Raw genomic sequence first — 23,088 nt, forward strand, 5'->3', positions numbered from 1 at the left:
TACAGGCTCGAACCATACCCCAGGCAAGCATGCACGGTCAAAATCGTAAGATTTTAAATATAAAGAGGACTAACCCATAAAGGATTAGCCCTCTTTTTTTGAGATTGGGTATTTATGTCCCAGCCTCTTATTATATTGATTATTGTAAGAATTACTATTTTTTATATCCAAAATCAGGAATACTATCCCAACGTTTCTTGAAGTAATGCGCTACTGCTTTAGGTCTTCTTTCACGAGTGAAAATACCTTTTTTATTTCCTTGAACTCGAATAATACCTGTAGACGTTTCAAAATCTGCAAAGTTCCAAGTTTGTTCACCTATAAATTGTGGGTATTTATCAATCACTTCATGATTTGCTTCATAATAACGAATTTGATATTCTTCTGTAAATAATTCATCATTTAATGCATGCATGCCTGCAACTGTATCAGCACCATATTCGGTAAACATGATTGGTTTTCCTGGTTGTTTTTCAGTCCAACCATCTAGCTCTTTAGCTAAAGCTGTCTTTGCTGCTGCTAAATCTGCAGTTTGAGTGTACCAACCATAGTATCTATTAAGACATAAGACATCAACCAAGTCTTGAACTTGGCATGTGTCAGGTTGCGAAGTTAAAATAGTTACTATTGTAACTGGTCTATGTTGCGGATCACTTTCGCGCGCTAAATTTACCAATGGTTCAAAATATGCTTTTGCTCCTGGTTCATCTGACGCAGGTTCATTTGCAATAGACCACATAACGACACAGGCATGATTTTTATCACGTTCAATTAACCCCTGTATGACTGCTTCATGCGCTGACTTGGTACCAATTTCTTTAAATGTATCTCTAGTCTTGCCACCACTTAAAATGGCATTGAAATTCAGATGTACACCAACTGCGGTAGTTTCGTCTATAATAACTATCCCTTGCTCATCTGCTAAGCGCATTATCTCTTCAGAATATGGATAATGTGACGTTCTAAATGAATTAGCGCCAATCCATTTCATCAGATTAAAATCTAGTACATTCGTTACTTCATTCATTCCTCTACCATTATAATAGCTATCTTCATGTTTACCAAAGCCTTTAAAATAAAATGGTTTGTTGTTAATAAGGAATTTACCATCTGATACTTCTACAGTTCGAATTCCACAACGTTCAGTATAAATATCTACTACTTCACCATTGATACTCAAGCTAACTTCTAAATGATATAGATAGGCATCTAAAGGCTGCCATAAGCGTGGATTTTCAACCTTTATCTCTCCTTTATCACCAATTGCTGAACCGACAACTTGACCATCTGCATCGATGAGTTTTGCATTTATATCACTAGTTGTATTACTCTTAGATACTTTATAGTTAACATACGCAACGTCGTCGGATACAATAGGAACAATTTCGATATCTTTAATATAAGTGTGTGGCGTCGTATATATTTTTACGGGTCTGTGCAAACCCGCATAGTTAAAGAAATCAAAGTTAGGTGAATTTTTCTTAATTACACGTCCCTCTTTATCTGTATATTCACTATATTCACCAACTGGTAAGGTAGTTTCATCTAAGACATTATTGACACATACGGTTAATCGATGGGGTGTGGTATAAGAAACATGATCTAATTCAATCTCAAAAGGTAAAAATCCTCCCTGATGTGAAGTTACTTCCTTACCATCTATATAGACGGTAGCTTTATGTGTTGCTGAACCAAATCTCAGAACAACCCTTTCATCGCTCAACACTTTGGGTATGGTAAACATTCTTTCATACCATACATTACCTACATGATTTCGAATATCTGACGTCACTCCCTGGTCATTATATGAACCTGGTACCGCCATAACTTGGTTAGTCTCTATAGGTTGTGATACATCAATATGTTCATTAGGTTGTTCTAATTTAAAGCGCCAAACACCATTTAAATCAATGATACTTCTATACGTATTTACAATTGGGTATAACATTTTTTAAATACTCCTTTTCATCTGTCAAAATCTATAATTTTTCTTATATTTCCTCTCTAAGTGCTAACTCCTTAACAATTTGCTTATGTTTACGATCAGTCAATGGATAGCCAAATAAGAATATTAAAACAGCAATCATACAAGCAGTAGCTGGCACCAAGAAGAACAAGATTTTCAATCCTTGTAAAGTACCCTCAGATTGACTTACATTGGGTACAAGTCCGATAAGTGATAATGCCGCACCAGGTACAAACCCTGCTAAACCTTGCGAGATTTTTCTAGTAAAGCTATAGCTGGCGTAAATAATCCCTTCTGAGCGAAGTCCTGTTTGCCATTGACCATACTCTACAACATCCGCTATAAATGCCCAAGTTACCGTATTCGGTATTACTAAGAATAGCTGAGCAAGTGTATTGATCACTAGGAACATAACGACATGATCAGAGAAAAACATAAAGTTTATAAATTGGAAAATAATAAATCCACTCACACCAATAATTGCCGTCATTTTTTTACCAAATTTTTTACTTAAAAAAGTAGTGAGTATTAATGCTGGTATTAATACTATAAAGTTCAGTGTACTGACTACACCCACTAAATTTGGCTCATCCAACACGTATTTAAAGTAATATAACTGTGTTGTTTGTTGTAAAAATAGAGCAGTAATCGTTAATAACGTATAAACTGCTAAGACAATAAATGGTCTGTTTTTCAATAAATTTAAAAATGCTTTACGACCAAGTCCTTTTTCATTTGGTCTTTCAACCGTATGTCGTTCCGTAACACCTCTATAACAAATCATATGTAGCGATACTCCTACAATCGCTAACATTCCTACTGCAATCGGATAGCCTATTTGATGATTTGGAAAAAGGCTAACAACAGGGATAACCACGATACCTGAAATAAACATAGCACCTTGTGAACCTAAATTACGAAATACTGAAAGTTGCGTACGGTCCTCAGCATTAATTGTCATCGAAGCTGACAGCGAACCGTAAGGGATATTTACAAATGAATATGCTGCATTAAAAAGTAAATATGTTACAAAAGCCCAAACGATTTTACCGGTTTCACTAAAATCAGGCGATAAAAAGGTCATAACGGTTAAGATTGCTAATGGAAAGCTACCATATAAGATAAAAGGCTTGAATTTACCCCGTTTCGCAAAGTTTTTTTGATTATCTACTAATGTGCCTACACCGGTATCAACAAATGCATCAAAAAATTTAGATACTAAAAATACGAGCCCACCAATCCATGAAGCTATGCCTAATATATCTGTATAGAACATGAGCAAATAGATTTGTCCCATATCGAACATCAAACCATTACCTAAATCGCCGAATCCATAGGACAATTTTTCTTTAAATTTCAACCTTGGCTCTTGAATTTCTTTAAAACGCTTCAACTTACTATGTGATGGTTTTAATTTTGCTGTAACCATATCGATTACCTCTTTCCACTAATAACGTGCTTATTGCTACACTTTTCGACACCTCATTAGTATATATTCGTGATTTTATATACACTGACTAACACTCATAAGTATATGTAAGCGCTTACTAAAGCACTTGAAAATATTCACTCCATAAATTTAATCGATTGATCAGGTCGATTGCATACATCCCCTGTATGTATTTATAGAGCGCTTACTTTTATTATATTTTTAAAATAAAGACAGTCAATCTTAAAATAACAACGTTGTTATTTTGATAGAAACGTCTCTGTTAATTTTTACTTTTTTAAAGTATGCATAAATACGATGGTTAACGCTTTTAACTTCAATAACCAATACATCAGCAAACCATCTATTTGTGCACAATCTATCAATTGAAAAGGATTTTTAAATCTCTTTTCGCATAGCATTTTCTGCATAATTTTAAAATTATTTTGACATTTTTAATAATATATTTACTAAAAATAACATATTTTGATTATTATTCGTTTATCGAAAGTAATCGTCAATAAAATTCTTTATGCATTGTTCTATACTTCAAGGGTGTAGTACCGTATTGCTTTTTGAAACATTGGGTAAAGTAACTTTGTTCTTTAAACCCTACATAGAGCGCGATTTCGGACACAGTCATTTTCGTTCGTGTAATTAAATCGCGACCTTTTTTTACTCTCAATTCAATAATATATTGTGAAATAGATTTTTGAGTTTCCTGATTAAAAATTCTAGACAAGTAACTAGGCGCTAAATCAACATAAGTTGCTAATTCTGTTAGAGTCAACGGGCTGTCTAAGTTTCGTTCTATATATTGAATTACTTTACTGATTTTAGGACTATAAGCATTCGCCTTTGTTTTCATAACACGTTCTGAATATTCTTTAACGATGTCCCGTATAATTTCATATAAGATTTCTCTATCCATCGTTTGATCTATCAATGCAGCATACTTTTCAGAAATTTCATCAATATGGAGCAAACTGATACCTGCTTTCTCTCCAGCTTTACGACATAATGTATTAATTAAAAATGCTTTGTATTGTTCATTGGACACATCATCCTTTACTCTACGCAATCCTGTTACAGATAAATTCATCTCATTTAAAATTTCTAATGCCTCATTAACATTACCATTTTCAACGGCAGTGAGCAGTTGATTTTCTAAATTATAGCGCTGTTCGATTTCTCGTAACGTATAATCGCTCTGTGATTTAGATTCTGCAAGCATCTCAGTATTTGAATGAAAATTTAAATCTACTTTTTCTGTCTCATATACAATATTTCTCTTTTTCAAAAATCGAATTGACAATCGGCACATCTTTTGCGCTTTTACCTGATGACACAGTGGTATACGTAATAAATATTGCTTTAATATATAAAGTTTAGAGATTTTAATGCCTGCTAGTTGAAGCAGTTCATTACAACGTCGTTCATTTGGCCGTTGTTCCATATACGGACCTATAATATAGACCTGTTTATATTTTTTGAATTTAAAGATTAAAAAGTTAACATCAAAAATATTAGTATAATGGTAGATTTTATTACTAGCCATATGAACAATAAAATGCTTTAACTCCCTTTTAAATTGTTTACGTGATGTATTCGTAAATGGTGTCTTAATATGATCACTAATACCTTTTAAGTCATTCATATCATAACCTTCTAATTGAATACCTAATAATTGCAGTGCATTCATCTTTAAAATTTCTAATGTTTCTTCATTCAAAAAAACCCCCCCCTATTCCTTTATTTTATTATACCTAAAAATAAAGATGAGGTGTGTTTTGAAATGATTACGCCATTTCATTCATGTCGCGTTTATGACATATCATTGGTGATTACAATATACTTATTATATTTCTTTCTGACCAAACTTTAACTTAAATGGTGCATAAAACAATACAAAAATTAATACAAGTCCTAAGTAACCGATTAATGGATAGAAAATAGCTACTAAATCTGTAAAACCAACAAAACTGAGACATAATCCTATGATGACAGTCATCGTATAGAATACTTTAAATCGCTTCGTGTCTACAACTGTAAATCTTGTAGCAAACGCGTAAAACATACCTAACCCTGTATTAAAAATCATACCAAAAATAACAATTGCCATAATTATCCCAAGCACTGGTGATATATGATTTACGATACCTAACATTGGCATTTCCAAATTTCCAACAACATTTATTTGTGTGAAAATAGCTAGATGGCTCAATACAATCATAATGCCTAATGCTAGTCCACCAACTAACCCACCGATAGCTGCAACTTTCGTATTTTTCTCTGAGCCTCCCATCACAATCGCCATAGAGGCACCCACTGCTGTATTGAATGATGCATAATTTACACCAGCTACAAACCAATTTGGTAAAGTAGATGGTTTGGCATCAGAAAGAGTGTTTAATTGGGAAAATGAGCTATCTACCGTCACAAAACTATAAACCGAAATAATAATAATAAATACAATTAAGAATGGTGTGATATTCCCAATCACTTTGACTACGCCTGCTACTTTTAACATACCAGCAAGTAGTATGAGTATAGTCATTAATAATGTACCTACAATAGAAGGTACTCCAAATTGTTGATTAAGATTGGAACCTGCACCAGCAATCATAACGACCCCTACGCCAAAGAGAGTAAATATAATGACCAAATCAATAATCCAACCAAGCAATTTACCAAATAATGACTTGCCAGTTATACGATGTATCACTACTTTATGCGAATCTGTATTAGACTTACTACCAAGCCAGACTAACATCATGCCTACATAAGTAAATAAAGCCGTCGTTATGATTGCCCCCATTGTACCCTTCATGCCAAAACTTGTGAAATACTGAAGTACTTCCTGACCTGAAGCAAAGCCAGCACCAACAATGACCCCAATAAAAGCACTTGCAATCAATAATATTCTTTTCATTATTTCTCCCCCTATATCTATGTCACTGGTCCCTTTACCAATAGCCCTCAACCCTTTTCTATTATTAAAGATGAACATCAAAATAATTCAAAACGAGTCATGTCTAATATGTAAAAATAATTTCAACTACTCTATTTTAGCATTTTCAATATAATTCATGTTGTAATATTAATGTTCTAACAAATCAAAACCATATAAATATAAATTTCATCGTGATCATAATTTAGAAAGTTTTTGTTCTAAATAATCCTTTATTTGTATTAACAATATATTTTTGTATCACCTAAACTGATTGTTGATGTACTAATCTCCCTTTTCATTAGTGCCATTCACTGTCAAAGCCATCGTATAATACTTTTCATATCGAATTTTTCAAAAAAATAAACCAAACTCAAAAACACCCATGTTAAATAAGCTTGTACTTAGCCATTTAACATGGGTGTGTTAATAAGTTTGGTTAAACTATTGCTATACTACTAATATTAGTCTAATCTATTTTCTATGTTATTATGCGCGCATTCAATTTTTTAGACAAACAGACTTAAAATCAAGATAAAGACGAGGCCTGAAACTGAGATGACCGTCTCGAGTAATGACCATGTTAAGAAGGTTTCTTTGACCGTTAAACCGAAGTATTCTTTGAACATCCAGAACCCTGCATCATTAACATGAGACAAAATAACACTACCTGCACCAATTGCTAATACAACTAATGCAACATTAACATCCGATGCTTGTAGCAACGGTAAGACAATACCAGTTGATGAAATAGCTGCTACTGTTGATGATCCAAGCGCAATACGAAGCACTGCAGCTACAAGCCACGCAAGTAAAATTGGAGACATTTCTGTACCTTCAAACAATTTAGCTATGGTATCACCGACGCCACCATCAATTAATACTTGTTTGAACGTACCACCACCACCAATAATTAAAATCATCATACCTATTGGATAAATTGCATTTGAAACTGAATCCATGATGTCAGCATTTTTACGCCCTTGTTTGACACCCATAGTAAATATAGCAAACAAGACAGCAATCAACATTGCAGTTGCTGCTGTACCAATAAAGTAAATAAATGATTCAAAACCATTTGTTGCTGATTCATGTCCTGTTACTAATTGTACTATAGTAGATAATAACATTAAGATAACGGGTGACACCGCAGTTAAAAAGCTTATACCAAAACTAGGCATTTCTTCTTCAGAAAATGCTTTTTGAGCACCTAAGGCCGATATATCACCTTCACGTGTATAAGCCGTTGGTGTGATTTTTTGCGCAATTTTATTAAAAAGTGGACCCGCAATCAATGTCACGGGTATAGCGATAATAATACCGTACAGTAATACATGTCCTAAGTTCGCTTGTAATTCTTTTGCAATTACAACTGGCCCAGGATGCGGTGGTAAAAATCCGTGAGTTACAGATAATGCTACTACCATTGGAAGGCCCAATTTTAATTGTGATACATTGGCACGTTTAGCAATTGTAAAAACTAATGGAATTAATAATACAAGGCCTACTTCAAAGAATAAGGCAATACCTACAATAAATGCAGCAACTAACATCGCCCACTGTACATGCTTATGACCGAATCTCTTTATAAGCGTATCTGCAATTCGAGTAGCACCGCCACCATCTGCTAGTAATTTACCAAGAATAGCACCCAGTCCAAATATTAAGGCAATATGCCCTAACGTACTACCCATACCATTCTCTATGGTTTCTACGATTTTATCTAAAGGCATACCTAATAATATAGCCGTAACAACAGATGTAATAATGAGTGAAATAAAAGTGTTTAATTTCAAGAAAATAATGAGTGACAATAATACGACAATGCCTATTACCACAGTGATCAGTGGCCAAATTGTTTCAAACATGTTCGTTCTCCCCTTTCAAAATAAAGATTGTATTTTAGCTATTAAACATAGCACACCAATCTTGGTACCGCTTTCTTAATTACATAAAAGTTTTGTCTTTAAAAACAAATCACAGGCAAGTCAGTGTCATGACTAATAACCCTATGTTTCAAATGTTTTAGTCACGACTGGCTTCATGCCTATTTTTATTTATTCTTTTTCATTGATATGTTCACGTTGGAACGCAGCTATTTCTGAATAACGTTCTTCTAATGAACGACTCAAATTAATAAATATGGCTATCAACTGTTGATAAGTTTTTACATTATCATCATCAGGTTGATGTTTGTTTGTTGTTCCAACCATATCTTCTATAATTGAAAAATCATCAATTTCTCCCAATGCCTTCATACCTAGTACACAAGCTCCTAAACAGGAACTTTCATAACTCTCTGGAACAATTAAATCGGTATCAAAAATATCTGACATCATTTGTCTCCAGAGTTCACTTTTAGCAAAGCCCCCAGTTGCCTTTATTGTCTTAGGTGTTTCATTCATCACTTCTATGAGTGCAAGATAAACCGTGTATAAGTTATATAGTACGCCTTCTAATGCAGCTCTAATCATATGCTCTTTCTTATGTGATAACGTTAATCCAAAGAATGAACCTCTCGCGTCAGCATTCCATAATGGCGCACGTTCTCCTGCTAAGTATGGATGGAATATCAATCCATCCGCGCCTGGTTTAACGTTATTAGCTATTTTAGTAAGCACATCATACGGGTCTACACCCAAACGTTTCGCTGTCTCTACCTCACTTGCTAGCAATTCATCTCGTAACCAACGTAGTACAACACCACCATTATTAACTGGTCCACCTATGACATAATGATCTTCTGTTAATACATAACAAAATATTCTTCCTTTATAATCCGTTCGTGGTTTATCAATCACTGTTCTAATTGCACCAGAGGTTCCAATTGTCACTGCAACTTCACCTTTTTTAAATGCATTAACACCTAAATTAGAAAGCACACCATCACTTGCCCCAACAACAATAGGCGTATTTTCATCAATGCCCATTAACGTGGCATATCTCCGGTTCATACCTGTTAAAATATGAGTTGTTGGTACTATTTCAGGCAAGTGAGCTTCATCTATGCCTAAGAGCGCTAACACCTCTTTATCCCATTGCAACGATTCCAAATTTAGCATTCCTGTTGAAGATGCCATAGATTGATCTATCACAAATTTCTCAAAAAGTTGATAAAAAATATACGTTTTTATATCTGCAAACTTTGCGGTTTGATCAAATATTTCTTGTTGTTCATGCTTCATCCAGAAAATTTTAGATAAAGGTGACATCGGATGGATGGGAGTACCTGTTCTTTGATAAATTGCATCACCATTATGGTCGTTTTTTATTTTTTCTGCATAACGACTTGAACGATTATCCGCCCAAGTTAAATTTTCTGTTAAACGCTGATTACTTGCGTCCATCGCAATTAAACTGTGCATCTGTGCACTAAAAGAAATTAGCTTGAGATCTTCTTTATTAATGTTCGCTTCTCGCATAACGTATTTTATCGTCATTAACACTGCATCAAATAATTCATCTGGATTTTCTTCCGATATTTCCACATTTGGTGTATGCAATGGATAACCAATATTATGTTTCATTATAAACTGACCTTTTTCGTCATATAGTACAGACTTTGTACTTGTAGTGCCTATATCGACACCAATCATGTATTTCATGATTTTCCCTCCCAAATTCTTGCTACAGTAGCTAACTAAGTTAACCAAAAGCCTTCGATATCTTCGCCTACATCATCAAAATTCAAATGGAAAGCTTCTTTTAATTTCTTAGCATCTTTATGCTCAATAGCCTCTATAAATATCTCATGATTATGATGAATACGTTCAAAATCCTCTGGATTTACATTCATTCGTTTACGCATAGATAATAATATGAGTGCTTCCATAACAGGTCTCAAATTATTCCAAAAAGTTTTCAAGTATTGATGTTTAGAAGCCATAATCGTTACTTCATGAAATTTCATATCATGTTCAGTGAATGCCTCTGCATCTTCAAACTTAACCGCAACTTTCATCATTTCAAGTTGCTTTTTTAATTCCTTTACAATTTGGGCATGGTCTAACGTTTTAATTCTACTAAAAGCAAATGACTCGAGCATAATCCTTAAATCATAAAGTTCTTTTTTCTCTTTGTCTTCAAATGACAATACTTCCGCACCCATTCGTTCAAGATGAATCAGTTGGTCTTGCTTTAATAATTTAAATGCATCTCTTACTGGAGATCGACTCACATTATATTCTTTAGCAATTTGATTCTCCGTCAATAATGTATCTGGTGCAATGCTACCATCCACAATACTCAAACGAATTTCTGCTGCAATTATTTCACCCTTTGAAACACCTTCTAACCATTGTTCAGGGTAATTGTATTTCACTAGAACATCACCTCGTTACTGTTAATGCATACTTGTATACAAGTATGGTAATACACAAACATCAATTTTGCAAGCGCTTGCAATGATGATTTAAATCCTCCGTATATTAAAAAAACCGACATGCCAGGTTTCTAAACCTACCAAGTCGGTAACTATTTTTATTTTAGTGAAAATAATTTAGTAGTGGATGCTTTAAAATGATTACATTTGCTTTGATGATTTCGTCAATTTCATGCGCTTATCTATGGCCATACAATGACTCGTCTCATGACAATGTGGACACTGCAACTTTCTAGTCTTTGGTGTATGAGATGCCAATAGCCAAGCCATTATATTTGGCTTAATAACTTCTTGGCAATTCGGACAAACATATATCAGACGCTTATAGGTTAAATGCGTTAAATTGATAGCAAAAGCAATCATAAATGGCAAGACAATAAGACACGGCAACCATTTTTTCGTAATCAAGCTTGTTACAAGTGCTGTGTATTGTATAAGCGCTACAGGTAACACTTGATATATGATTGAGCGCGTTAAAGTATTCAGGTTGTCATTGTTAGTAACATATTGCTTAGTTTCTAACAATTTATTTAATGGTGCCTTAGACTCTTTACCAATAAATTTATTAAATTGCTTCATTTCTGATAACAAAATTTGATTTTTATAAATTTCTTGTTCTATGTCTAATGCGCTTTGTTCAATCATTGATCGTACCGTTTTTAATTTATTATTTTCTGCTAAAAGTTTTTTAATATCTTTTAAACGAAATCCAAATCGTTTAAGCATTAAAATAATTTCTAAGTCTTGCTTACTTTTTGCGTCAAATCGACGTCTCCCATTTTCTTCATTCTTAGTTGAAGCTAAGAGACCCTTTTTATCATAATATTGAATCGTTCTTATTGAGACATTGCAACATTTTGCTAAATCTCCAGTTTGGTATTGTGTCATTTCTTTAACCCTCCTCAATAAGAATATAAATGACGACGTCACGTAATAAGCAAGTAGTTTATTTAATTATCAAATACTTCTGAATGTATTTCCTGCATTTTACTTTCCACTGAGGTAATATCGTTTGCACATTGTTTCAGTATGTCCTTGTATCTTTCTGTATTATTTGTATTTTTATAACGTATTTTGTGTTCTAAACTTGCCCACATATCCATACCAATTGTTCTAATTTGAATTTCTACTGGTACAGTTTCCACAGAATGTGCTAAGTATACTGGAATTGTAACTACAATATGTAAACTTCTATAGCCATTTTCTTTGGGATGTTCGATATAATCCTTACGTTTAATCAAGTTAACATCATCTTGCTTTAATAATAAATGTTCAATAACATATATATCGTCAAAATAATTACAGATGACTCTTATACCCGCGATATCTAATATATTTTCTTTTGCTGAGTCAGTGTTAATCACAAAACCTTTTCTGTCTAATTTTTAATTAAACTTCTTAGTTCCTTAACACGACGTTCCATATGATGAATGGGGTTATGTTTGTACATTTGTTGAAATTGATCATCTAGAATGTCTAGTTTTATGCTAATCTCTTTCAGTGCTGAAGTATACAATTGTTCTAATGCAACAAATCCAACAACCATGTCCAATGCTTCTTCTGACCCATTAATATGATTGATACTTTCTTTAAATTCTGCTTTCAAATCGTCAATGTTTAACGAAGGTTTACGTTCTATATACATTTGCCGTACCTCCAAATAAGTAACTTCTTTTAATATTTATTATAGCTAATTTTAGGTATTTTATTAAATTAAAAGGATACTAAAAACGTAAATTAACACTATATCATATGTATGATCTTAATATGCACTGTTATATTTTCACTGCAATAAACTCAATATATATAAGGCAACCCAATTGCGCAAACATCGCTTTGAGTTGCCTTATCATCATTCATAATTATCCTGAAATATCTTCATTTACTCATCTTTTTTATGTTCAATGATTTTAGTTTGACGATTATCAACAATATTACGTGCGCGTTTCATCGCATCTGTTTTTTTCTCAAAACTATCTGACGCCTGTTTAGCTCCATCTGACTTAATCTTCCATTCCTTATCTTCATAATAGACATGAACATCTTTTTGATTTAATTCAGGGTGTGCAGAATTATCTTTTTCGTGCTTTGTAATTTTTTTGTTTTTCAAAGTTTCCAGTTCTTTCTCGGAAGCATCATTAAACCATGATTCTGCTTGTTTAGTAGCAATTGGTATGACATTACTTTCTTCATAACCATCTTTTAACATTGCATTTCCAATATCAATCGCTTTTTTACGTTCAAGTTTATCCATATTTTTCCAACTTTGAGGGTAATCTTCCATTGTCCAAGGCATTCATAAGCCCTCCTTTTATTATCATATCTGTATCAACCACTATTATATTACCACCCTATCTATCCCATAAACGCAATGACCATTCATATTAAATTCCTTGTATTTTTAATTTGAAATGGCGTTTAAAAAACTTGAATGACCCCGCAGACTACCGTCAGACACACCTGAGACTAACCAACTCATAGCACGCTATTTTAGCAAGGCTTGATAGATAAAAATAAATAAGCCAACCATCTAACATATACGTAGAGATGATTGGCTTATTTTTAATTAAGTGATAATTTAACTTCTTTTCTAGCATTCATACAATTATTTTGTATACTCATTAGAGAAGATTTTATATGCGTATATTGCGGTAATGCAGAGATTTCTTGAACTTGAATATTTGTACCTCTTTCAAAATGTTTTGCTATATTTTCAAATACTAGTAAATATTCTCCCATCATTTCATCATCAATATGATAGCGTTTTTCATTACTTAAAGCTCTTGTTAGCATAAAGCTAATCTCTTCCAGGGCGTATATACTTGGATAATAGTACTGAACAACCATTTTATCACTGAATATTTCACCATTTGCACTATTATAAACTTGAATCATATTATTTAATCTCACACTCAATTTTAACATTTCTTTTTTGTCTTGCTCTCTTGATGCATATCTATTGCTAGAGAATAAGTAGTGAAATAATATAGCTTCGTCTCTTGCTACTGCTGCAAGCGTATCTGGTAACATAGAAGAAGCTGTTTTCCTTCCAATGATAAGCAAACAAACTACAGCAATAATGATTCCCACAATAACATCAATAATTCTTGGCAATGCTATAAGAATAGTTAGATGGTTAGATGCTAATCCATTTAATAAGATGACTTGTATCGTAATAAATATGACAGCAAATGAATAATTGGCACCTACAAGCATTTCTGTTACACCAGCAGCCAATGCGAGTAAAATAATCGCAACCGGTACAGGTGGTGTCGTTAATAAAATTAATGATAATACTAAGACACCTACAATAGTACCTATGCCTCTTGAACCGGCTCTTTCAAAACTGTGCAAGGTCGTAGAGCCTAGTAATACTGTGTGTGTACTTAAAGGTATCCAATAAGCTTTTTCAAAATCAAACATTAATGCAATAAAGATTGAAATTGACATGATAACGATATATCGAATTGTATTTCTAAATATAAATGAATCCAACGTCAAATTTTTTAACATACGGTGACCATAGATTGGTACGCGGATATCAATTTCGTGTTCTACTCTGTCACTATTAGCATTCATTATTGCATCAACTTTAATGATACTATCTACCAAACTTTGATATCGTTTATCGAAATCCACCTTTTTTGTCCATTGCTGTGTTGACTTGCCAAGTGAATAAACTCGCTTAATTATAAAGTCTGTCATTTCTTTGATTTCTGTTGGTAACGGACGTGCTTGCTTTTCATTTAGTTCTAATAATTCGGAATGAATACCTTGAGCAGTATTATGTAATAATAATAAGCGCTGAAATTCAGGTGAAGCTTTTGATTTTGAGGTACTTGACGTTATTAACTGATTATCTGAATTTCTGAAAGCTGTCACTGCAAATTGTGATGCTTTTGCAAATGCCTTGGGATTATCAAAGTTATAAATCAATTGTTTGATAATATTATAATCATTTTTAATCGCTTTGATTTCTGTAGACTCTTTAGATAGTAAAATCACTACGACTACAATAAGTGTTGCTAATAATCCACCTATAAACATAGATAAACCTCTTGTTAAAGCTTCTTCTGGAGACACAGGTAAATTGATTGGTAAACTGAATGCTACGATAAAGAAGGTAGAAGAGGGCCCAGGGATATTTAACGAACTAAAAATGTAGTATGGAATAACTGTTACTAATAGTAGTAACACACCAAATATAATTGGTTGGTTTACAGTAAGTGTTCCTAAAATCATCGCGATAGATAATCCTAGTGATGATAATAAAACGATGCGCAATTTTGATCTTGCAGGACCGCCAAATACATAAATATGTGCTAAAGTCCCTGTTGAAATGAGCAATCCTGTAGAGAAGTGATTGGTTATATAGCCTATGAGTAATGGAATGAGCATCAGTATACACTGTCTAACCCCTTTAGCAACATCGATTTTCATCGAATTAAAACGTATTAATGACCTTAAATATTGAATCAATGTTGTCATGCATCTCCTTTTATTTTTAATATTTTATTTTTTCATACATCCTATAAAAGCGCATATAAAAATACGTTACTATTTAATAACGTATTTTTATAGAAAAACATATAGGTGAAGTAAATGACTAATCTACTTCGTATTTTATAAAAACTATATCGTCATTCTAAATAAATTCATGCACGAATTTATTATTACACTTTACTATTTTAACACTTTTTTCAAATTTTAGTTGAGTGTTATACTCCAAAATCAAGTCGATTTTGTTAAATTCTCCTCAAAACCAATCGTTATTCTGCTTCTTTTATATCTTCATCTATTGTCGAATAATCTATATCTGTATCTAAAAAGGCTTGATTATTTACTGGGAAATGTTGTTCCAATGTTTCAATGTTACTTAATTCAACTGAACCACTGTTCATTTCAAAATCCAATACATGTCCACCAAAAGTTCTATCTTCATCAACAAAATGAAGATGAAAGCCACCAGCAGCTATACCGTGAAAGAGTTGTGGCGAATAAAATCCAACGACCGTCCCATGTACTTGCTCACGAACATATTCTGGTTGTCGTTTGGCAGACTCTATTAATTTTGTATATGGTTTTTCCTGTTTCGGCATCATTCTGACATGCATCGTTTCAAATTTACCTGTAATCTTAACCGCAATAAATATATTATTACTCAAAGCATCGTGTTGTATCTTATCTAACAGTGCCTCATCATCTGTAATGTTCCGCACATCAAAATGTGTATCTACTTGAAAAGGTGTCACAGTTGCAAACGGTGTGTATTCTTTCCCTGACAGCACTTTAAATTCACCATGCTCATTCGCATGATACGCTTTTCCATCTAAGATAATCACTTCACCATCAGAACCAGTCAAAGTCCCAATACCTAAATCACCGTGTTCTAAAATTTCATCTATAGTAGCTGTGCCTTCTAATAAGCCAGCCATTAGCGTACCTAAAGTTCCGTGTTGATATAACATGATTTATGCTCCTTATGAATATTAATATATAGTTTACTTAAATTGGTGCTTCGCCTATCTTCCATTATGAAATTATACACTTTTTCCAGCCAATACGATAGCCTTGTGCCTATACTGTGATAAAGAAAAAATGATCTTGCAAACGTTCGCAAGATCATTCTTAGGTGAATTAATTTGAACTTAACACTTTAATCACAGGTTCTGTAAGCAAATATTGTTTAACTTCAGCAAAGAATTTTTGAAAATGCTGAGATTCATTATGCGCCTCTAATGCGTATTCATTGCGATATTGCTCAATAAAAGCAAACGTATTAGGTTCATCCGTTCTTTCAAAATGTGCATAATATAATGCACCTTCTTCTTTATTCGCAGCAATAACTAATGGTTCTACTAGCGCTAAATAACTGTCTCGATATTCAGGGTTTATTTTCATAATAGCATTAACAGTCACCATAATGGCTCCTCCTTATAAACTTTATGCTTATTGATTTCCTGTATTAAAGCATCATAAACATTATAGGTCTTCTTTTTCAATTAATAATGGTTGATCTGGTTTAACAAAGAACCACATAATAATTGCAAATACAACAGGTATGATAACTAACTCTAACGTCAGTGTCCATCCTACAATATCAACCATCATACCAGCTAGTAATGGACTTAATAATGCACCAATATTCCCCCATAAATTCATCCATCCTGATACTGAGCCTGAGAAGTTACGTCCTAAGTCTGTAGCTGCTGCCCAACTCATTCCTGTAGCAATGCCAATTCCTCCTAAGCACAGTGACAACCAGAACACATTAACTACTAAATTATCCGTTTGTAATGACATAAATAATGAAATACAAAATACTATAAAACCAATAATGGCAATTGAAGCACGTGCAATAAATCTTGATTTACCACTTTGCAATAATTTATCAGATATTGCACCACCACATAATATAAGTAAAAACATTGCAATCCAAGGTGCACCTGCTGCCCATGCCATGTCAGGGTCAGTAAGTTTAACATGATATTGTTCTGTTAGATAGGTTGGTAACCATATCAAAAATAATGAAACAACAAACTGCACAACAAAGTATTGTGCTGCTAAAGCATAAAAGCTAAATCGTTTTAAAAAGATATTCCAAGGTGCATTAGATTTCTCTGTCTTGATAATATCTCGATTTTCCATAATATAGCTTTTTTCTGCTTCATTAACCATTTTATGTTGTTCTGGTAAGTCTTTAGCAATAACCATCCATAGTATAGCAAGCACAAAACCAACTGCACCAAAAATATAAAACACTGCTTGCCATCCAAACATATTCACAATTGCAATCGTTACAACTGGTGCTATGACTGGTCCAAAATAAGATCCAGCTAATAATGCACTAGATGCACGCCCTTTTTCACCTTTTGCAAACCAGTTTGTATTAAAAACTGCATTAGAAGGATACATAGGTGCTTCACCAATACCAAACAAGAAACGTACCGCATATAACATCCCGTGATTCTTTACAACACCCGTTAAGATTGTAAACGCGCTCCACCATACAAGGGCAATCGTTAACATTTTTTTAGAACCAAATTTCTCTGCTAAAAATCCAGAAGGAACTTGCATCAACGCATATCCAAGTGAGAAGAATGATGCTAGTAAGCCAAATTGCGTTTTATTTAAATGTAAATCTTCCATCATTGGACCGGCGATAATTGATATATTTGAACGATCCATATATGCGATTACCCCAATAATGAAAAATGCTATTGCAAAATACCATCTAATATTTGTTCTTTTTTGTTCCATGTTTTCTCCAACTTTCTCCCTAACTTATATAGTCATCATATGACCTATTGTTTTTAGATATTACCACATTATGAAATCGCTTACAACGACTTTTTTCACAATTTCTTTATTTAAATAGAAAATAGCAAACTACTTCTATTACTATTTGTAAAAAATCATCCTCTAGCCCTATAACAGAACAATGCAAAATCAGAAGTTTTAGACTATAATAAAAAAGTATATTTAAATTTAAAAACTAAATTGTACTTTAAAAGGAGTTCATTGCAGAATTATGGAACAGATACTTACTGATTTTATTAGTACTTGGGGCTATGCCGCAATTACCATATTAATATTACTTGAAAATATATTGCCCTTTATACCATCAGAAATCATATTAACATTTGCAGGATTGATGTCAGTTAAATCCGATTTATCAATTCCATTACTATTCATCATTTCTACAATCGCATCATTAGTAGGTTTACTTGTTCTATATTATATAAGTAGACTCGTTTCAGAAGCGCGCTTATATCGCTTTGTCGACAAATACGGTAAATGGATTAAACTCAAAGGAAAAGATGTTGCGCGAGCAAATAATTGGTTTAAAAAATATGGCCCGTTTGCTGTTTTTATTTGCCGCTTTATACCTGTCTTACGTGTGTTGATTACAATTCCAGCTGGTATTAATCGAATGAATGTTGTAGTATTTGCTATTTTGTCTTTAATTGGTACAACGATATGGAACTTTGCACTTATTTACCTTGGTAAAATGTTGAGTGGCAGTTGGGATGTTTTAATGAATGGTATCCACACGTATTCATACATTATGTATGTCATCATTATGCTTGCAGTGATTTGGTTTATATATAGATTATTCAAAAAAAATAGTGTCCAATAACGAAAGCTTTCAAGTATGCAGTCCTTCTTCAAATTTAAGTTAAGGGCTGTTTTTATTTTAAAAAAAAGGGCTAACTTCCCCTTGAAGTTAGCCCTTTTTATCTATTTAAAAATTTCTCCCTATTCATTACAAATACTTTCTATAATCAATGAATACATCATAATCAAACCCCTTATGTTAAATTATGATTCTTTTTGATCTTTACCACTTTTTACTAGTCGACGTACATCCGTTAAATCCGCTTCAATATCAAGTTGTGGTTTTTTCGTAATCATACTGATGACAACTGTAACGATTAAACTAGCTAAAAACCCTGGTATGATTTCATATAAATTAAAGAAATCATTGACATCACCGAGTGGTTTAACAAATGCAATCCATATAATGACAACAATGGCACCAGCTAACATACCACTAACTGCTCCTGTTCTACTTAAACCTTTCCAATATAACGATAAGAGTACAAGTGGACCAAATGCAGCACCGAAACCAGCCCATGCATTACCTACTAACCCCAAAATGGTATCATTGGGTGACCAAGCAATCCATATGGAGATTATCGCTACGACAATAACCGATAAGCGTCCTACTAACACAAATTCTTTTTCATGCTTTTTCGCCGCCTCTTCGCCACGAATTAATTTGTAAAAGTCTTCTGTTAACGAACTTGAAGTTACTAACAATTGTGAAGAAATTGTACTCATAATCGCAGCTAATATAGCGGCAAGCAAGAATCCACCAACAAGCGGATGGAATAAAATTTGTCCCATTAAAATAAATAACGTTTCCGGATTTTGTATATCTGTTCCGCTTTGATTAATAAAAGTGATACCCGTTAGCCCTACACCTACTGCGCCTAACAAGCTAATTGCCATCCAACCAATACCAAATCTTCTTGCTGTTGGTAATTGTTTGACTGACTTGATAGACATAAACCGCACAATAATATGCGGTTGACCAAAATAACCTAATCCCCATGCAAAGAATGAAATAATACCTATGAAAGTTGTTCCTTTAAATAAGTCTAAATTTGTCGGTTTTAATTCTGTTGCTTGTGAAAATGTATCAAGTCCACTTAATTGCAACATAGCTACAATTGGCACCATGACCATAGCAATAATCATCACGACCCCTTGGAAAAAGTCCGTCAATGAAACTGCTAAGTAACCACCGAAAAATGTATAAGCAATGACAATCACCGCTACAAGTAACATACCAAAATGATAGTTAATACCAAATGCACTTTCAAATAACACCCCGCCTGATACCATTCCAGAATGTGTATACAACGTAAAGAATACAACAATAATGGCACCTGCAATTATTTTAATAGCATTAGATTTATCATCTAATCTATTTTTAAAGAAATCAGGTAATGTGATTGCATCTCCAGCTTTTTCTGTATAGACACGAAGCCGCGGTGCTACAACTATATAATTTATGTATGCTCCTAATGTTAATCCAATCGCTAACCAAGCTGCCGAAAGACCAGTTGTATAAACTTCTCCAGGTAACCCCATAATCATCCAACCACTCATGTCAGATGCTCCAGCAGATAAGGCAGTTACATATGGACCAATGTTTCTACCACCCAACATATATTCACTTACATTACCAGTCGATTGTTTAAAACCATAATAACCAATACCCAGTAAAACAATAAAATAAATGATTAGCATAATGTATGTTTGCCAATTTGGATTGACTTGACTTGCTAATGATGCTCCCAATATAAACATGAAACAAAACGCCCCCTTATAATTTTGTTACATGCATATATTATACAAAACTTATCAGTAAATTAAACAGTAAATCAATAATTTTTTCTTTAATACACGTATGAAATAGCTGATAATGTGTTTAAACACTGATACTACAAGGTTTAAGCCACTAAAAATTATAAAAGTAATTTTACTTTTTAAGAATAGTAATACAACAAAAAACATTCATAAAAATGTATGTTTGCTACAATATTTATATTTATACCCATTTTATTATATTTGAGTAACATGAGTTTATGTATTCATTTTAATAAACGTCTGATTTAGATGAAGGAACATGACATTTTCTTAATATGTAAAGAACTTAATCCATTTTTTAGAATTTAAATTAACTTCATAATATAATAGGAATTAGACACACCCATTGACTATAATGCTACAATAAGAAATATATAATGGAAGCGTTTTATTAAAATGTATTTTCATAACTGAAACCTATACAACTGGAGTGACATAATAATGCATAATACAGCAAATAAAAGTTTAAAAGATAGATATTTAGATTTACTTTCGCAACAATTCAAGACCAAAGAAGAACTTGCTACAGAAATTATTAATTTAGAATCTATTTTAGAACTACCTAAAGGTACAGAACATTTTGTCAGTGATTTGCATGGAGAATTTCATGCTTTCCAACACGTACTGCGAAACGGGTCAGGTAACGTGCGCTCAAAAATCAATGATATTTTTCAAGACACATTAACACGCAAAGAAATCAACGAATTTTCTGCGCTCGTATACTATCCAGAAGAAAAACTTAAATTAGTGAAAAATAGTTTTAGCTCAAAATCAGAACTTAATGCGTGGTATATCACAACGATTAATCGTTTGATAAAACTCATCACCTATGCTTCTTCTAAGTATACACGCACAAAATTGCGAAAATCCTTGCCTAAAAACTACGTATTTATTGTTGAAGAACTTCTATATAAAAGTAATAAATATAATAATAAACATTCTTATTACGAAACATTGATCAATCAAATCATAGAATTAGAACAATCTGATGATTTGATTATTGGCTTATCTTTTACTGTCCAACATCTTGTAGTGAATCATCTTCATGTTGTTGGGGACATTTATGATAGAGGTCCTGAACCAGAAAAAATCATGGAAACACTTATTGATTACCCGTCAGTAGATATTCAATGGGGTAACCATGACGTACTTTGGATTGGTGCGTATGCCGGGTCCAAAGTTTGTCTTGCAAACTTACTCCGTATTTGTGCACGTTATGATAACTTAGATATTATAGAAGATGCTTATGGTATCAATTTAAGACCTTTATTAACGCTCGCGGAGAAATATTATGACGGAAACAATAAAGCATTCAGACCTAAAAACCCTAAAAACTTAACTGACTTAGAACTCGAACAAATTACAAAAATTCATCAAGCCATCGCAATCATACAGTTCAAATTAGAGGCACCCATCATTAAACGCCGTCCTACATTTGAAATGGAAGAACGCCTAGTATTAGAAAGTGTTAATTATGATACAAATGAAGCAACACTCTATGGAAAAACATACCCTCTAGAGCATACTTGCTTTCAAACCGTTGATCCTAATGACCCTAACAAGTTAACGGATGAAGAGTCTGACGTAATGGACAAATTATTATTATCTGTTCAACAATCAGAGAAATTAAAACGACATATGACATTCCTGATGCAAAAAGGTAAACTTTACTTGCCTTATAATGGCAATTTATTAATTCATGGATGTATTCCTGTTGATGAAAACGGTGAAATGGAATCTATGGTCATTGATGGTATTAAATATTATGGTCGGGATTTATTAGATCACTTTGAAGCGTATGTAAGAGAAGCATTTGACCACAAAGATGTCCAAGATGATTTAGCTACTGATCTCGTATGGTATCTATGGACTGGTAAATATTCTTCGCTATTCGGTAAACGTGCTATGACTACTTTCGAACGCTACTTTATTAAAGATAAAACAGCACATAAAGAAACCAAAAATCCATACTATCATTTACGCGAAGATGTAGATATGTGCAAAAAGATGCTGAAAGACTTTGGCTTAGACCCTGAACAAGGTCACATTATTAATGGTCACACACCGGTCAAAGAAATAGACGGTGAAGATCCAATCAAAGGCGAAGGAAAAATGATTGTCATCGATGGCGGCTTTTCAAAAGCTTATCAATCAACCACAGGTATCGCTGGCTATACGTTACTGTATAATTCTTTCGGTATGCAACTTGTCGCACATCAACATTTTAATTCGAAAAAACATGTACTACTTAATGGTGCCGACGAACTTTCTATTCGTCGTGTCGTAGATAAGGAATTACAGCGCCAAAAAATAAGAGATACCAATACAGGACAAGAAATTCAAGAAAAAATTGATATACTAAAAGAGCTAATGCATGACCGCTATGTAAATTAGTAAATACTCATAAAACCCCTATCTGCACA

At 33.2% G+C, this 23,088-nt stretch carries 16 protein-coding genes and 1 pseudogene; 2 read left to right on the forward strand and 15 right to left on the reverse strand.

Annotation, left to right across the window (positions count from 1 at the left end; genetic code table 11):
- Window positions 1-154: 154 nt before the first annotated feature.
- The 14 genes and pseudogenes from uidA to BTJ66_RS06985 all read right to left on the reverse strand — a co-directional run bounded on the left by uidA (window position 155) and on the right by BTJ66_RS06985 (window position 17,986).
- On the reverse strand, window positions 155-1,948 hold the full coding sequence (gene uidA / locus BTJ66_RS06920; protein ID WP_099090242.1) for a beta-glucuronidase: 1,794 nt from the start codon (window positions 1,946-1,948) through the stop codon (window positions 155-157).
- Window positions 1,949-1,991: 43 nt separating this feature from the next.
- Window positions 1,992-3,395 (reverse strand): MFS transporter, encoded by a 1,404-nt coding sequence (locus BTJ66_RS06925; protein ID WP_099090243.1) that lies wholly within the window; start codon window positions 3,393-3,395, stop codon window positions 1,992-1,994.
- A gap of 517 nt (window positions 3,396-3,912) precedes the next feature.
- Window positions 3,913-5,127: a helix-turn-helix domain-containing protein gene (locus BTJ66_RS06930; RefSeq protein WP_193433021.1), complete on the reverse strand. Its 1,215-nt coding sequence runs from the start codon at window positions 5,125-5,127 to the stop codon at window positions 3,913-3,915.
- Window positions 5,128-5,253: 126 nt separating this feature from the next.
- Window positions 5,254-6,327, reverse strand: a complete 1,074-nt coding sequence (locus BTJ66_RS06935; protein WP_099090244.1) for a YkvI family membrane protein — start codon at window positions 6,325-6,327, stop codon at window positions 5,254-5,256.
- Between the two features lie 527 nt (window positions 6,328-6,854).
- On the reverse strand, window positions 6,855-8,213 hold the full coding sequence (locus BTJ66_RS06940; RefSeq protein WP_099090245.1) for a gluconate:H+ symporter: 1,359 nt from the start codon (window positions 8,211-8,213) through the stop codon (window positions 6,855-6,857).
- Between the two features lie 189 nt (window positions 8,214-8,402).
- Window positions 8,403-9,950, reverse strand: coding sequence for a gluconokinase (gntK, locus tag BTJ66_RS06945; RefSeq protein WP_099090246.1), 1,548 nt, complete (start codon window positions 9,948-9,950; stop codon window positions 8,403-8,405).
- 35 nt (window positions 9,951-9,985) lie between these two features.
- Window positions 9,986-10,666, reverse strand: coding sequence for a GntR family transcriptional regulator (locus tag BTJ66_RS06950; protein ID WP_099090247.1), 681 nt, complete (start codon window positions 10,664-10,666; stop codon window positions 9,986-9,988).
- A gap of 201 nt (window positions 10,667-10,867) precedes the next feature.
- Window positions 10,868-11,614 carry a MerR family transcriptional regulator gene (locus tag BTJ66_RS06955; RefSeq protein WP_099090248.1) on the reverse strand — a complete coding sequence of 249 codons (747 nt, stop codon included), beginning with the start codon at window positions 11,612-11,614 and terminating at the stop codon, window positions 10,868-10,870.
- A 62-nt stretch (window positions 11,615-11,676) separates the two neighbouring features.
- Window positions 11,677-12,371: pseudogene (locus tag BTJ66_RS06960) on the reverse strand (GTP pyrophosphokinase).
- 237 nt (window positions 12,372-12,608) lie between these two features.
- On the reverse strand, window positions 12,609-13,022 hold the full coding sequence (locus BTJ66_RS06965) for a DUF2188 domain-containing protein (protein WP_099090249.1): 414 nt from the start codon (window positions 13,020-13,022) through the stop codon (window positions 12,609-12,611).
- 266 nt (window positions 13,023-13,288) lie between these two features.
- Complete coding sequence (locus tag BTJ66_RS06970) at window positions 13,289-15,214, reverse strand: FUSC family protein (protein ID WP_238597604.1); 1,926 nt, start codon at window positions 15,212-15,214, stop codon at window positions 13,289-13,291.
- 281 nt (window positions 15,215-15,495) lie between these two features.
- The gene (gene budA / locus BTJ66_RS06975) at window positions 15,496-16,194 is read right to left on the reverse strand and encodes an acetolactate decarboxylase (protein ID WP_099090250.1); all 699 of its coding nucleotides are present in this window, start codon (window positions 16,192-16,194) and stop codon (window positions 15,496-15,498) included.
- A 169-nt stretch (window positions 16,195-16,363) separates the two neighbouring features.
- On the reverse strand, window positions 16,364-16,648 hold the full coding sequence (locus BTJ66_RS06980; RefSeq protein ID WP_099090251.1) for a putative quinol monooxygenase: 285 nt from the start codon (window positions 16,646-16,648) through the stop codon (window positions 16,364-16,366).
- A 60-nt stretch (window positions 16,649-16,708) separates the two neighbouring features.
- Window positions 16,709-17,986, reverse strand: coding sequence for a pyruvate MFS transporter (locus tag BTJ66_RS06985; RefSeq protein WP_099090252.1), 1,278 nt, complete (start codon window positions 17,984-17,986; stop codon window positions 16,709-16,711).
- 271 nt (window positions 17,987-18,257) lie between these two features.
- Between BTJ66_RS06985 and uptA the strand changes: the two genes are divergently transcribed.
- Entirely contained in the window at window positions 18,258-18,866 is a 609-nt protein-coding gene (gene uptA, locus BTJ66_RS06990; protein ID WP_099090253.1) for an undecaprenyl phosphate transporter UptA, read from the forward strand.
- 182 nt (window positions 18,867-19,048) lie between these two features.
- Here the strand turns inward: uptA and putP are convergent, their stop codons facing one another.
- Complete coding sequence (gene putP, locus BTJ66_RS06995) at window positions 19,049-20,605, reverse strand: sodium/proline symporter PutP (protein WP_099090254.1); 1,557 nt, start codon at window positions 20,603-20,605, stop codon at window positions 19,049-19,051.
- Between the two features lie 501 nt (window positions 20,606-21,106).
- On the opposite strand from putP, the gene BTJ66_RS07000 reads away from it, so the two are divergent.
- Window positions 21,107-23,059 carry a fructose-1,6-bisphosphatase gene (locus BTJ66_RS07000; RefSeq protein WP_099090255.1) on the forward strand — a complete coding sequence of 651 codons (1,953 nt, stop codon included), beginning with the start codon at window positions 21,107-21,109 and terminating at the stop codon, window positions 23,057-23,059.
- The last annotated feature ends 29 nt before the right edge of the window (window positions 23,060-23,088 follow it).

Origin of the sequence: Staphylococcus edaphicus, from assembly GCF_002614725.1 — a bacterium.
Lineage (GTDB): Bacteria > Bacillota > Bacilli > Staphylococcales > Staphylococcaceae > Staphylococcus > Staphylococcus edaphicus.